Genomic DNA, 13,993 nt, shown 5'->3' with positions numbered 1-13,993 from the left:
CGGGCGACCGGCCGCCCTCTCTCTGTGTGTCTGCGTATTCTGTGGCCTCGAACTGCCGTGCGTGGGAAGGGACATACGGTCGTGCCACTGCACAAGGACGACCCGAAGTCGGTCGGCGGGTACAAGCTGGTCGACCGGCTCGGCTCCGGCGGCATGGGCGTCGTCTACTGGGGCAGATCGCGCTCGGGCCGGGACGTCGCCGTCAAGGTGGTGCACGCCCAGTACGCGGAGGACAAGGTCTTCCGCGCCCGCTTCCGCCAGGAGATCGAGGCCGTCCGCAAGGTCAGCGGCGCCTTCACCGCGCCCGTGGTGGACGCCGACCCGGAGGCGGTACGGCCCTGGATGGCGACCCAGTACGTCCCCGGCAGCTCCCTCGCCGAACGCATCCGCGACCACGGCGCCCTCAAGGGCCCCCAACTGCGGCGGCTGGCCCTGGGGTTGGTGGAGGCGCTGCGGGACATCCACCGGGCCGGAGTCGTCCACCGGGACCTCAAGCCCGCCAACGTCCTGATGGCCGAGGACGGCCCCCGCGTCATCGACTTCGGCATCTCCCGCGCCGCCGAGAACCACCAGACCCTCACCGAGACCGGCCAGATGATCGGCACCCCGCCGTTCATGTCCCCGGAACAGTTCACCGACGCCCGCACGGTCGGCCCCGCCTCGGACGTCTTCTCCCTCGCCGCGCTCCTCGTCTTCTCGGCCACCGGCCGCGGCCCCTTCGACGCCGACAGCCCGTACCTGACCGCCTTCCGGGTCGTCCACGAGCCGCCCGGACTGGACGGCGTCCCCGAGCGGTTGCGGACGGTCCTGGAGCGCTGCCTGGTCAAGAACCCCGCCGAACGCCCCCAACTCGACGTCCTGGCCAAGGAGTTCGCCGAGGCCCTGCCCGAGCCGGACCCCCTGGACCCGGACACCACGACCCTGAGGCTGGGCGATCTGCACACCGTCGAGGAGACGTACGCGGGGACCGGCTCGGCCGCCCCGACGACGAGCGGGCGTCGCCGGCGCAGGCTCCGTCCCCTGCTGGTGGCGGCCGGCACGGTCGGCGCGCTGGCCCTGGGGGCGCTCGGCTACGCGCAGTTCGGGACCCCGGACGACGCCTCGGCGACGAGTGACGACCCGGGTTCCCGATGGGCGCCGCTGCCCGACGGCTGGCAGCCCTGGCGGACCACGGTGTCCGAGCCCGCGCGGTGGGGCGAGATCCAGCCGCTGGGCACGGCGGCCGGTGAGATCGGCGACGCCTCCTGCGTGCGCAGCGGGGACGCCGTCTACTGCGCGGGCGCCCACGTGCTCCCCGAACGCCTGGACGCGCGCACCGGCACCACGCTCTGGCGCGCCTCCCTGGCCTCGACCGGCAGCACGAAGAAGACCTACGACGCCTCGGTCCTCGGGGTGCACGACGGCACGGTGCTGATCCGGCAGTCGGTGGCCGACGCGGACTCCTCCCGGGCCACGGTCCATGTCATCGCCCTCGACGTGCAGCGCGGCGACGAGCTGTGGCGGCGCGAGGTGAACGACCAGAACGCCCAGCTGATCCTGTCGCGCGAGATCGTCCTGACCGTCGACCCCGGCGGCCGGATCGTGACGGCCCGCGACCCGCGCACCGGCCTGGACCGCTGGACCGCCGAGCTGCCGTCCGGCAACAACTGCGCGTTCCTGACGGTGGGCACCGCCCTGTACGAGCACTGCTTCCCACAGCGGGGCGGCACCGACGCACAGCTCCTGCGGCTGAACCGGTCGGACGGCTCGGTGGTCAAGCGCATCAATACGCCGTACGAGAGCGGCGTGGCCGGCACGGTGGAGGGCCTGCTGGCCGTGCTGCCCGCGAACCACAGCGGTCCGGACGCCCTGGAGGACTCCACCTTCGGCCAGGTCCTGCTGATCGAACCGGACACCGGCAAGCGCACCACGATCAAGCTGACGAAGACCTACACGGGCTCCACGACCCTGGCGGGCGGCACCCTGTGGATCACCGAGGTCGACGGCCGGGTGTCCGCCGTGAACCCGCTGACCGGCAGGCAGGCGTGGCAGACGACCACCGGCGTGGAGAACTCGGGCCCGCCCGCCTACGACGCCAAGACCCGCACCGTCTTCGTGGCCGGCCCCAGCGGCCGGGTGGCCGCGCTCGACGCCCGCGACGGCGAGAAGCTGTGGGAGACGGGCCCCCACGCCGAGAAGATCTCCGACGGCGGCACGACCAAGGCCCGGGTGCTGCCGTACGGCGGCGCGCTGATCGCCGTCACCCCGGACGGCACGGTCTTCGGCCTGGACCCTGGGGACCCGTCCGACCCCTCAGACCCCTCTGACCCCGAGGAGGACTTCTCCTCGGGGTGAGCACCAGGGGTTACGGCAGCGCCAGCATCCGCTCCAGCGCGAGCTTCGCGAACGCCTCGGTCTCCTTGTCGACCTCGATGCGGTTGACGAGCTTGCCCTCGGCGAGCGACTCCAGCGTCCACACCAGGTGGGGCAGGTCGATGCGGTTCATGGTCGAGCAGAAGCAGACCGTCTTGTCGAGGAAGACGATCTCCTTGCCCTCGGGCGCGAAACGGTTGGCGAGCCGGCGTACGAGGTTCAGCTCGGTGCCGATGGCCCACTTGGAACCGGCAGGGGCCGCCTCCAGCGCCTTGATGATGTACTCGGTCGAACCGACGTAGTCCGCGGCCGCCACGACCTCGTGCTTGCACTCGGGGTGGACCAGGACGTTGACGCCGGGGATGCGCTCGCGCACGTCGTTGACCGAGTCCAGCGAGAACCGGCCGTGCACCGAGCAGTGGCCGCGCCACAGGATCATCTTCGCGGCCCGCAGCTGCTCGGCGGTCAGGCCGCCGTTCGGCTTGTGGGGGTTGTAGACGACGCAGTCCTCCAGGGACATGCCCATGTCCCGGACGGCGGTGTTGCGGCCGAGGTGCTGGTCGGGCAGGAACAGGACCTTCTCGCCCTGCTCGAAGGCCCACTCCAGCGCCCGCTTGGCGTTCGAAGAGGTGCAGATCAGACCGCCGTGCTTGCCGGTGAACGCCTTGATGTCGGCCGAGGAGTTCATGTACGACACCGGCACGACCTGCTCGGCTATGCCGGCCTCGGTCAGCACGTCCCAGCACTCGGCGACCTGCTCGGCGGTGGCCATGTCGGCCATCGAGCACCCGGCCGCGAGGTCGGGCAGCACGACCTTCTGGTCGTCGCTGGTCAGGATGTCCGCCGACTCCGCCATGAAGTGCACACCGCAGAACACGATGTACTCGGCCTCCGGGCGCGCGGCCGCGTCCCGGGCCAGCTTGAAGGAGTCGCCCGTGACGTCGGCGAACTGGATGACCTCGTCGCGCTGGTAGTGGTGGCCGAGCACGAAGACCTTGTCCCCGAGCTTCTCCTTGGCCGCACGGGCGCGCTCCACCAGGTCCGGGTCGGACGGCGAGGGCAGGTCGCCGGGACACTCCACACCCCGCTCGCTCTTCGGGTCGGCCTCACGGCCGAGGAGCAGCAGGGCGAGGGGCGTCGGCTGTACGTCGAGCTCCTGGGTCTGGGCGGTGGTCACGACACGCACCCTTTCTACTTTTCGTCGTTCTGACGTTATCTATCATAACCCGGTTCACGTCACTTTGACGATGGTCATTGCGTCGATGTGACATGAATCCCGACGCGGCATTTTCCGCCGCCTGTCAGGTGTGCGAGCATGAAGAAGACGCCGGAAAAACGGCGCCCGGCCCGGAATGAATCCGCGGCCTTGCCGGTTGCACCAGTCGGCAAGCAGTCTCCGTACAACCCGGGAGAGATGTAGATGTCCGTATCGGACGAGACCAGCACCGTCACCGACGGCATCATCCTGTCCGACGCCGCCGCGGCGAAGGTCAAGGCCCTGCTCGACCAGGAAGGCCGTGACGACCTGGCCCTGCGTGTCGCCGTCCAGCCCGGTGGCTGCTCCGGCCTGCGCTACCAGCTCTTCTTCGACGAGCGCTCGCTCGACGGTGACGTCGTCAAGGACTTCGACGGCGTGAAGGTCGTCACCGACCGCATGAGCGCCCCGTACCTGGGCGGCGCGTCCATCGACTTCGTCGACACCATCGAGAAGCAGGGCTTCACGATCGACAACCCCAACGCGACGGGCTCCTGCGCCTGCGGCGACTCCTTCAGCTAAGCCCCACGGCTCGGCCGAAGAACTGAACACACGCGAAGGCGGCGGCCCCCTCCGACAGGGCCGCCGCCTTCAGCTGTTCTCCGGGCTTCGGGGCTACCGCGCCCCGGAGGTCTTCGGCAGCCGGGCCCCCGCCTTCTCCAGCGGGATCTCCTTGCCGTCCGAGCCGACGACCTTCCGGTCGCCCAGCGGCTCATCCAGCCGCACGCTCTGGTGGTACACCTTGGCGATCATGATGCAGACCTTGTCCGGCCAGGGCGTCTCCGTCACCGTGACCGTCACCTGGTCCGAGCCCTCGACCGCGGCCGCCTTGTAGTCGGCGCAGACACCGCCCGTGAAGCTCACCGTCAGCTCGTTCCCGTCGGCGGTGTAGCCGTCCACCTGCACGTCCCGCGTGGCCGGCGCCGCGGTCGGCTCGTCGGAACCCGGCCCGGTCGGCCGCGGGCTCGGCGGAGCGGTCGGCTCGCCGCTCGGCACCGCGGACGGCGTCGGCGAGGCGATGTACTTCGGGTCGACCGCCGGATACGTCACCGTGAAGGGGTCCTGCGCCCCCGCCGCCTTCACCTCGAACAGCCAGGACGGCACCAGCGTCTGCCGTGCGTCCACATACTGCGCGGCAAGCCCGAACACGGCCTTCTCGACGGTGATGGTGTCCTGCTGCGAAGGCTGCGGCGTACCGGCCTTCGGAGCGCCGGACGACGACGAACCGCAGGGCGCCTCCAGGCGGTCCTTCAGCGGTACGGGACTGGCGCAGCCGCCGATCCCCATCCGATGGTCGGCCGCAGGCCGCGCGTTCATCAGCTCCAGCGCCTTCTCCGCACCCACGACCGGGTACGTGTCACCCTTCACCGGCGCCTTCAGCTGCCCGCTGCCGCCGACCACCTCGCCCTGCACATTGACCACGACGCCGGTCGTCCAGCCGTGCGTCGGCAGCCCGCCCACCACCGGATCGGCGTTCACCACCCGCTGCGCACCCATGACCTGGCTCGCGTCGATCTTCGCGTCGTCCTGTCCGACCGCCTTCAGGACCGGCGCCGCAGCCTTCTTGGCGACGTCCTCGCTCACCGGGGCGACGGCCGGGGCGGCGGGGTCGCTCGCGCACACCGTCTCGCTCTTGCAGTCGTCGGTGCCGGGCGCGTACCGGTGGAAGGTCCAGGTCCCCGGCGCGAGCTGGTTCACCTGAAGACTCGGCCCGGCGGCGTCCTGCCCGCCCACCTTCCAGGCCTTCCCCTCCAGGACCGGCGTCCCGGTCACCCCGAGCGCCTCGGCCAGCCGGGCCACCTCGGCCTTGGTGACCTCGCCGGTCGCCCGGTACACGGGCGCGGAGTCGGGGCCGTCGGGGAGCGTGCCGTCGGCCTGGTAGGTCACGCCGTACGGGTTCGGCTCCCCGGGGGCGATGCCGCCGGTGCCGCCCCCGTCGGTGTAGCCGTCCAGATGCAGCGGCGGGGGAGTGTCGTCGCCGGGCGCCCCGGACGTCGTACCACCGCCGCCCGAGCCGCTCGCGGCGCCGGTGGCGAGATACGCCCCACCACCGCCGACGAGCAGCACGGCCGCGGCGACGGAGGCGATGAGCACGGGGGAGCGACGCCGGGTGGGGTGCTCGGAGTCGTCCCGGTCCGCCGTGGCCGCGACGACCGGCTCATGAGAATCGCCGACGGCCTCGGCATCCGCCTCCGTGGCCTCGGCATCCGCCTCCGTGGCCTCGGCATCAGCCTCCGTCGTCTCGGCAGCGGCATCCGTCGTTTCGCCGGCCCCCTCGGCGACCGCTTCCGTGGCCTCCTCGGCAGCCTCATCGGCGCCCGTGTCCGTGTCGACGACCTCGGCGTCGTCGTCGTTGTCGGGTCGCTCGGTGTTCACCGCATTCGCTCCTTCGGCCGCGCAGCTGTCCTGTGACCCTGACCCGGCCCTGTCAAAACGGCCGGACGGAGGGTCGTATCCCGCATCCCCTTTACGGGGGACAGCGATGGGACGCAGCGGGGGAGCGCACGGTTCCCTTCAGCGCGCCGGGGCTCAGTCTCCGTAGTCGGACATCGCGTCCAGCAGGCGGGCGGACTTCGTCGGCACCTTCACCCCGTGGATGAGGGAGGGGGAGACCGGGTGGGAGGCAACCCGGTCGGGGGCGGCCCAGTGCGGGACCATACGTGCGCAGTCACCGCGCAGCGACGCCAGATCGCCGTCGAGGTCGGCCGGAGCGGGGGGAGGGGCCTTGAGGTTCGTCATGACGGCACCGTAGGCACGACGGAGCCCGCGAAGAAAGATCTACTATCGGGTAGTTTTGGCCGCTTCAGAGGCCCGCACGGACCAGGTAGCGTGAACTGTCAATCCAGTTTCTCCCCACAGGAGAGTCCACGCCGTGCGCATCGCAGTCACCGGCTCCATCGCCACCGACCACCTCATGACCTTCCCCGGCCGCTTCGCCGACCAGTTGGTCGCGGACCAGTTGCACACGGTCTCGCTCTCCTTCCTGGTCGACAACCTCGACGTCCGCCGCGGCGGCGTCGGCGCGAACATCGCGTTCGGCATGGGTCAGCTGGGCACCGAGCCGATCCTGGTCGGCGCCGCAGGCTTCGACTTCGACGAGTACCGGGCCTGGCTGGACCGGCACGGCGTCGACACCGCCTCGGTCCGTATCTCCGAGACCCTGCACACCGCCCGGTTCGTCTGCACCACCGACGCCGATCACAACCAGATCGGCTCCTTCTACACCGGTGCGATGAGCGAGGCCCGCCTCATCGAGCTCCAGACCGTCGCCGACCGCGTCGGCGGCCTCGACCTGGTCCTCATCGGCGCCGACGACCCGGAGGCGATGCTCCGCCACACGGAGGAGTGCCGCTCCCGCGCGATCCCCTTCGCCGCCGACTTCTCCCAGCAGATCGCCCGGATGAACGGCGACGAGATCCGGGTCCTGCTGGAGGGCGCCACGTACCTCTTCTCCAACGAGTACGAGAAGGGCCTCATCGAGTCCAAGACCGGCTGGAGCGACGAGGAGATCCTCGCCAAGGTCGGCCACCGGGTCACCACCCTCGGCGCCCGAGGCGTACGGATCGAGAAGGCCGGCGAGGAGCCGGTCGTCGTCGGCTGCCCGGAGGAGGACCGCAAGGCCGACCCGACCGGCGTCGGCGACGCCTTCCGCGCCGGGTTCCTGTCGGGCCTGGTCTGGGGCGTCTCGCTGGAGCGGGCGGCCCAGGTGGGCTGCATGCTGGCGACCCTCGTCATCGAGACCGTCGGCACCCAGGAGTACCAGCTGCGCCGCGGCCACTTCATGGAGCGCTTCACCAAGGCGTACGGCGACGAGGCCGCCGCCGAGGTCCAGAAGCACCTGGCGTAGTCGCTAGGAGGTCCGGCGGACGAGGTAAGCAGTCCCCTTCTCCGCCGGCTCCTCACCCACGTACTCCTGCTCCCGCATCTCGCACCACGCCGGGATGTCGAGACGGGCCGCCTCGTCGTCCGACAGCACCCGCACGAGCCCGCCCACCGGCACATCGCCGATGACCTTGGCCAGCTCGATGACCGGGATCGGGCAGCGCTTGCCGAGGGCGTCGACGAGCAGCTCGTCCTCGCGCACCACCGCGGTCGGCGTGGGCGCGCCCAGCTTCTCCCGTACGCCGTTCACCGCCCCCGGCAGCACGGCGAGAAACCGCTCCACGTCCTCGGCCGCGGTCCCCGTCGGCAACGAGACCCGCACATTCCCCTCACTCAGCACCCCCATCGCCTTCAGTACATGGCTGGGCGTCAGCGTGCTGCTCGTACAGGACGAACCGGAGGAAACGGAGAATCCCTCCCGGTCCAGCTCGTGCAGCAGGGTCTCCCCGTCGACATAGAGACAGGAGAAGGTGACGATCCCGGGCAGTCGCCGCTCCGGATCGCCGACCACCTCCACATCCGCGACGAGCTCGGGCACCCGCGCCCGGATCCGCTCCGTCAGCTCCCGCAGCCGTACCGCCTCTTGAGCCGCCTCGGTCCGCACGGCCCGCAGCGAGGCGGCCGCCGCGACGATCGCCGGCAGGTTCTCGAAGCCGTATCCCCGCTCGTCCACCGGCCCTTGAGCGGCGAACCTCACGCCCTTCCGGACGGCAAGCAGCCCGACTCCGGCGGGTCCACCCCATTTGTGCGCGCTGCCCGCGAGGAGCGACCAGGGCCCCTCGACCGGCCCCCACGCCAGCGACTGCGCCGCGTCCACCAGCAACGGCACCCCGGCCGCCCGGCACACCTCGGCCACCTCGGCCACGGGCTGCTCGGTCCCCACCTCATGGTTGGCCGACTGGAGACAGGCGAGCGCGGTGTCCTCGCGAAGCGCGGCGGCGTAGGCCGAAGGGTCCACTCTTCCCGATCGCCGGACACTCACTCGAGTGACCGAACCGCCCTCCTTTTCGTGTGCTTCGGCCGAATGGAGCACGGAGGAATGTTCAACGGCTGACACGATCAGGTGACGTCCCACGCGCCGCCGCCCCGCCAACGCCCCGGCGATTCCGCTGTGCACGGCGTGCGTACCGGACGGCGTGAAGCGAAGCTCGTCCACCCGGCACCCCACAGCCTCGGCGGCAGCCTCCCGAGCGGCATCGAGCAGCATCCGGGCCCGACGCCCCTCCCGGTAGAGCCGCGAAGGATCAGCCCACCCCTCGTCCAGGGAGGCCAACAGCGCCTGACGGGCTACGGGATGAAGGGGCGCACTGGATGCAGCGTCAAAGTAAGACACGCGCCAACGCTAACGCCGCCAGGGGCGCGGGGAACTGCGCTACCAGCCCAAAACAACCCGCACCCGCCAATCCAGCGAACCACCCCGCCCACTAGGCACCCCTCCCCGCGAACCCCCAGAACGCGTCGGCTAGGGTTTGGTCCGCATAAACATCCAAACCCCTGCCCGACGCAGGGCGGCGACCGACCACCGAGTTAAGGCAGGCCGCAGCCAATCCGCGCGGGCGAGACTCTCGGGAAGGCGCTACGTGAGTCCCAACGGCTCCGACCGCTCGCCGCGGCGCCCGATGCGGCGGAAGCTGCTGCAGGCAATGACCGCGGGCCTGGTCCTGGCGACCGCCACCGGTTGCACATACAAGGACTTCCCCCGCCTTGGTATGCCCACCCCGACCACGGAAGAGGCTCCGCGGATCCTCTCCCTGTGGCAGGGATCCTGGGCTGCCGCGCTGGCCACCGGCGTGCTGGTGTGGGGCCTGATCCTGTGGAGTGCTTTCTTCCACCGGCGCAGCCGCACGAAGGTCGAAGTTCCTCCGCAGACCCGGTACAACATGCCCATCGAGGCGCTGTACACCGTGGTCCCGCTCATCATCGTCTCGGTCCTGTTCTACTTCACGGCCCGCGACGAGTCGAAGCTCCTCAGCCTCGACAAGAAGCCCGACGTCACTGTCAACGTGGTCGGCTTCCAGTGGAGCTGGGGCTTCAACTACATCGAGAACGTCGACGGTTCCACCGGCGACGCGAAGACCGACAAGAACCTGGACGCCATTCCGGACCGGTTCAAGGCGGACTTCCCGGCGAACGCCGGCGGTGTCTACGACGTCGGTACGCCCGGCACGCGCAACCCGCAGACCCACAACCCGGGTCCCACGCTGTGGCTGCCCAAGGGCAAGACCGTCCGCTTCGTGCTCACCTCGCGTGACGTCATCCACTCCTTCTGGGTGGTGCCGTTCCTCATGAAGCAGGACGTCATCCCGGGCCACACCAACTCCTTCCAGGTGACCCCCAACAAGGAGGGCACCTTCCTGGGCAAGTGCGCCGAGCTCTGCGGCGTCGACCACTCCCGGATGCTGTTCAACGTGAAGGTCGTCTCCCCCGAGCGCTACGAGCAGCACCTCAAGGACCTCGCCAAGAAGGGGCAGACCGGTTACGTTCCCGCGGGCATCGAGCAGACCGCCCACGAGAAGAACCGGGAGACGAACAACCTGTGAGCATCCTCAACGAACCCCAGGGTGCCGCGGCAGCTGAGGGACATTACTCAGACGAGCTGCCGGTCCGGCGCAAGCAGCCCGGCAACGTCGTGATCAAGTGGCTCACCACCACTGACCACAAGACGATCGGAACGCTGTACCTCGTCACGTCGTTCGCGTTCTTCTGCATCGGTGGCGTGATGGCGCTGCTCATGCGCGCCGAGCTCGCCCGGCCTGGTCTGCAGATCATGTCGAACGAGCAGTTCAACCAGGCGTTCACGATGCACGGCACGATCATGCTGCTGATGTTCGCGACGCCGCTGTTCGCCGGCTTCGCGAACTGGATCATGCCGCTCCAGATCGGCGCCCCCGACGTCGCCTTCCCGCGTCTGAACATGTTCGCCTACTGGCTGTACCTGTTCGGCTCGCTCATCGCGGTCGGCGGCTTCCTCACCCCGCAGGGCGCGGCCGACTTCGGCTGGTTCGCCTACAGCCCGCTCTCGGACGCCGTCCGCTCCCCGGGTGTCGGCGCCGACATGTGGATCATGGGTCTGGCCTTCTCCGGCTTCGGCACCATCCTCGGCTCGGTCAACTTCATCACCACGATCATCTGCATGCGTGCGCCGGGCATGACCATGTTCCGCATGCCGATCTTCGTGTGGAACGTGCTGCTGACCGCCGTCCTGGTCCTGCTCGCCTTCCCCGTCCTGGCCGCGGCCCTCTTCGCGCTGGAGGCGGACCGCAAGTTCGGCGCCCATGTCTTCGACTCCGCCAACGGCGGGGCGTTGCTATGGCAACACCTCTTCTGGTTCTTCGGCCATCCAGAGGTGTACATCATCGCGCTACCGTTCTTCGGCATCATCTCCGAGGTCATCCCGGTCTTCTCCCGCAAGCCGATGTTCGGCTACATGGGCCTGATCGGCGCGACCATCGCGATCGCCGGCCTGTCCGTGACGGTGTGGGCCCACCACATGTACGTCACCGGCGGAGTGCTCCTGCCGTTCTTCTCCTTCATGACGTTCCTCATCGCCGTACCAACGGGCGTGAAGTTCTTCAACTGGATCGGAACGATGTGGAAGGGCTCGTTGTCCTTCGAGACACCGATGCTCTGGGCCACCGGCTTCCTCATCACCTTCACCTTCGGTGGTCTGACCGGTGTCATCCTGGCCTCGCCGCCGATGGACTTCCACGTGTCCGACTCGTACTTCGTGGTGGCGCACTTCCACTACGTCGTCTTCGGCACCGTCGTCTTCGCGATGTTCTCCGGCTTCCACTTCTGGTGGCCGAAGATGACCGGCAAGATGCTCGACGAGCGCCTCGGCAAGATCACGTTCTGGACGCTGTTCATCGGCTTCCACGGCACGTTCCTCGTCCAGCACTGGCTGGGCGCGGAGGGCATGCCGCGTCGTTACGCCGACTACCTGGCGGCCGACGGCTTCACCGCCCTGAACACGATCTCGACGATCAGCTCGTTCGTGCTCGGCGCGTCGATCCTGCCGTTCCTCTACAACGTGTGGAAGACGGCCAAGTACGGCAAGCCGGTCGGCGTCGACGACCCGTGGGGCTACGGCCGGTCGCTCGAGTGGGCGACGTCCTGCCCGCCGCCGCGGCACAACTTCCTCACCCTGCCCCGTATCCGCAGCGAATCCCCGGCGTTCGACCTGCACCACCCGGAGATCGCCGCTCTCGACCAGCTCGAGAACGCGCCTCACGGTGAGAAGGCGCTCGCTGGTGGCAAGGAGGCCGGCAAGTGAAGATCCAGGGCAAGATGTTCATGTGGCTGAGCGTCTTCGTCCTCGCCATGGCGGTCGTCTATGGCGTGTGGTCGAAGGAGCCGGCCGGTACCACGGCCCTCTTCCTGGCCTTCGGCCTGTGCATCATGGTCGGCTTCTACCTGGGCTTCACGGCCCGGCGGGTCGACGCGGGCGCGCAGGACAACAAGGAGGCGGACGTCGCGGACGACGCCGGCGAGGTCGGGTTCTTCAGCCCGCACAGCTGGCAGCCGCTGGCCCTCGCGGTCGGTGGTGCGCTCGCCTTCCTGTCGATCGCGATCGGCTGGTGGCTGCTGTACTTCTCGGCGCCGCTGATCCTGGTCGGCCTGTGGGGCTGGGTCTTCGAGTACTACCGCGGTGAGAACCGCACCCAGTAGCACGGCCTGAGCTCAACGAGAGCCCGGACACTCCGTCAGGAGCGTCCGGGCTCCCGCTTTTGCAGCAGTATCGATGGCCGGATGCAGCAGCGCCTGTCCCTCGTACGAGTTACTCGCCGCGCCGTTGCTGACGAACGTTCCTAGCGTGAAGTACATGAGCCACACTCCGCGCACGCGCACCGTTCTCTCCTGCACCCTGCTGGTGCTCGCCCTCACCGCGGGCGCCACCGCCTGCAGCAGCGACGGCAACCCGCTGTCGGCGGCGCCGTACGACGCGGCGGACCAGATCTCCTTCAACGGCCCCTCCGGCAACGGCAAGAAGGCCGACCCGGACAAGCCCCTGGAGGTCACCGCCGAGGACGACGACGGGCGCATCACCGACGTCACGGCCATGGACGCCACGGGACGCCATGTGGCGGGCGAACTGTCCGCCGACGGCACCCGGTGGCACAGCACCACCCCGCTGGCCGCCAGCGCCCACTACACGGTCCGGGTGAGCACCGAGGACGAGGACGGGGCGCCCGGCCGCCGGGTCCTCGCCTTCGACACCGGCAAGCCCACCACCAAGAAGCGCCTGAAGGTCACCTTCGGCCCCAAGGCGGGCAAGTACGGCGTCGGCCAGCCCGTCACGGCCGAACTGAACAAGCCCGTCAAGGACAAGGCGCAGCGGGCCGTCATCGAGCGCGCCCTCAAGGTCGAGTCGATGCCCGCCACAGAGGGCGCCTGGTACTGGGTGGACGACAAGGAACTGCACTACCGGCCCAAGGAGTACTGGCCGGCCCACGCCACGATCCAGGTCCGCAGCAACCTGGACGGAGTGAAGATCAGCGACCGCTTGTGGGGCGGTCGCACGAAGCCCCTCAAGCTGACCACCGGGGACCGCATCATCGCGGTGACGGACGCCTCGTCCCACAGCATGACGGTCTACAAGAACGGCGAGGTCATCAAGGAGCTCCCGGTCACCACCGGCAAGCCCGGCTTCGAGACCCGCAACGGTGTCAAGGTCGTACTCGGCAAGGAGTACTTCGTACGGATGCGCGGCACCAGCATCGGCATCGCCGAGGGTTCGTCGGAGTCGTACGACCTGCCGGTCTACTACGCGACCAGGCTCACCTGGAGCGGCGAGTACGTGCACGCCGCCCCCTGGTCCGTGGGCTCCCAGGGCTACGCGAACGTCAGCCACGGCTGCACCGGCATGAGCACCGGCAACGCCGAGTGGTTCTTCGACACCGTCCACGAAGGCGACGTGGTGAAGGTCGTCAACTCGTACGGCAACACCATGGAAGCCTTCGGCAACGGCTTCGGCGACTGGAACCTCAAGTGGAACAAGTGGCGCAAGGGCAGCGCCCTCACCGCAGGCACCCCTGAGGCCCCCAGCGCCGAGCAGCGGGCCCGACTGCGGCCGGAGAGCGTCTAGGGCCCGGAGAGGCGCCTCAGGCGCTCAGGGCCCGCTTCTGCCGCAGCAGAGCCGCCAGTGCCCCCGCGAACTCCACCGGGTCCACGGGATGCGTCACAGCGCCCTCGGCGCGGCTCCAGGTGGCCAGCCAGGCGTCCTGCGGGCGGCCGATCAGCAGCAGCACCGGCGGGGAGTTGAAGACCTCGTCCTTGATCTGGCGGCACAGCCCCATGCCGCCCATCGGTACGGCCTCGCCGTCCAGCACACAGACGTCGATCCCGCCCCGGTCCAGTTCCTTGAGCACCGCCGCAGGCGTGGCGCACTCCACGAACTCGACCACCGGGACGTCCGGAGCCGGCCGCCGGCCGGTCGCGAGCCGTACCTGCGCGCGGGTGTTGGCGTCGTCGCTGTAGACCAGCACCGTGGCGGTCGCCTGCATG

12 protein-coding genes are annotated in these 13,993 nt (G+C 69.5%); 7 read left to right on the top strand and 5 right to left on the bottom strand.

The features are described from left to right. Positions 1-81 precede the first annotated feature (81 nt). The gene (locus tag CRP56_RS11845; protein ID WP_097263058.1) at positions 82-2,334 is read left to right on the top strand and encodes a protein kinase domain-containing protein; all 2,253 of its coding nucleotides are present in this window, start codon (positions 82-84) and stop codon (positions 2,332-2,334) included. Positions 2,335-2,344: 10 nt separating this feature from the next. On the opposite strand, the gene nadA is transcribed toward CRP56_RS11845, so the two are convergent. After that, positions 2,345-3,529, bottom strand: coding sequence for a quinolinate synthase NadA (nadA, locus tag CRP56_RS11840; RefSeq protein WP_097273956.1), 1,185 nt, complete (start codon positions 3,527-3,529; stop codon positions 2,345-2,347). Positions 3,530-3,772: 243 nt separating this feature from the next. On the opposite strand from nadA, the gene CRP56_RS11835 reads away from it, so the two are divergent. Next, positions 3,773-4,129, top strand: a complete 357-nt coding sequence (locus tag CRP56_RS11835; protein WP_030794551.1) for a HesB/IscA family protein — start codon at positions 3,773-3,775, stop codon at positions 4,127-4,129. A gap of 93 nt (positions 4,130-4,222) precedes the next feature. Here the strand turns inward: CRP56_RS11835 and CRP56_RS11830 are convergent, their stop codons facing one another. Both CRP56_RS11830 and CRP56_RS11825 read right to left on the bottom strand, forming a co-directional pair. Beyond that, a complete protein-coding gene (locus CRP56_RS11830; RefSeq protein ID WP_179850990.1) occupies positions 4,223-5,983 on the bottom strand; it encodes a hypothetical protein in 1,761 nt (586 codons plus the stop codon). A gap of 153 nt (positions 5,984-6,136) precedes the next feature. Further along, positions 6,137-6,346, bottom strand: a complete 210-nt coding sequence (locus CRP56_RS11825; protein ID WP_097263056.1) for a hypothetical protein — start codon at positions 6,344-6,346, stop codon at positions 6,137-6,139. A gap of 133 nt (positions 6,347-6,479) precedes the next feature. Between CRP56_RS11825 and CRP56_RS11820 the strand changes: the two genes are divergently transcribed. Beyond that, positions 6,480-7,454: a carbohydrate kinase family protein gene (locus tag CRP56_RS11820; RefSeq protein ID WP_097263055.1), complete on the top strand. Its 975-nt coding sequence runs from the start codon at positions 6,480-6,482 to the stop codon at positions 7,452-7,454. Positions 7,455-7,457: 3 nt separating this feature from the next. On the opposite strand, the gene CRP56_RS11815 is transcribed toward CRP56_RS11820, so the two are convergent. Further along, the gene (locus tag CRP56_RS11815) at positions 7,458-8,822 is read right to left on the bottom strand and encodes a cysteine desulfurase/sulfurtransferase TusA family protein (RefSeq protein WP_097263054.1); all 1,365 of its coding nucleotides are present in this window, start codon (positions 8,820-8,822) and stop codon (positions 7,458-7,460) included. Positions 8,823-9,069: 247 nt separating this feature from the next. Between CRP56_RS11815 and ctaC the strand changes: the two genes are divergently transcribed. The 4 genes from ctaC (at position 9,070) to CRP56_RS11795 (ending at position 13,574) form a co-directional block, all read left to right on the top strand. Then, entirely contained in the window at positions 9,070-10,029 is a 960-nt protein-coding gene (ctaC, locus tag CRP56_RS11810; protein WP_097263052.1) for an aa3-type cytochrome oxidase subunit II, read from the top strand. Continuing rightward, positions 10,026-11,762 carry an aa3-type cytochrome oxidase subunit I gene (ctaD, locus tag CRP56_RS11805; RefSeq protein ID WP_097263049.1) on the top strand — a complete coding sequence of 579 codons (1,737 nt, stop codon included), beginning with the start codon at positions 10,026-10,028 and terminating at the stop codon, positions 11,760-11,762. Before ctaC ends, ctaD begins: the two co-directional genes overlap by 4 nt. Then, the gene (locus CRP56_RS11800; RefSeq protein ID WP_097263048.1) at positions 11,759-12,157 is read left to right on the top strand and encodes a cytochrome c oxidase subunit 4; all 399 of its coding nucleotides are present in this window, start codon (positions 11,759-11,761) and stop codon (positions 12,155-12,157) included. The genes ctaD and CRP56_RS11800 overlap by 4 nt, the downstream gene beginning before the upstream one ends. A 154-nt stretch (positions 12,158-12,311) precedes the next feature. After that, positions 12,312-13,574, top strand: coding sequence for a L,D-transpeptidase (locus CRP56_RS11795; protein ID WP_097273952.1), 1,263 nt, complete (start codon positions 12,312-12,314; stop codon positions 13,572-13,574). Between the two features lie 16 nt (positions 13,575-13,590). On the opposite strand, the gene CRP56_RS11790 is transcribed toward CRP56_RS11795, so the two are convergent. After that, on the bottom strand, positions 13,591-13,992 hold the full coding sequence (locus tag CRP56_RS11790; protein WP_097263046.1) for a response regulator transcription factor: 402 nt from the start codon (positions 13,990-13,992) through the stop codon (positions 13,591-13,593). Position 13,993 lies beyond the last annotated feature (1 nt).

It is taken from the genome of Streptomyces sp. TLI_55 (assembly GCF_900206255.1).
GTDB classification, from domain to species: domain Bacteria; phylum Actinomycetota; class Actinomycetes; order Streptomycetales; family Streptomycetaceae; genus Streptomyces; species Streptomyces aquilus.
This window is presented reverse-complemented; position numbering and strand designations above follow the sequence as displayed.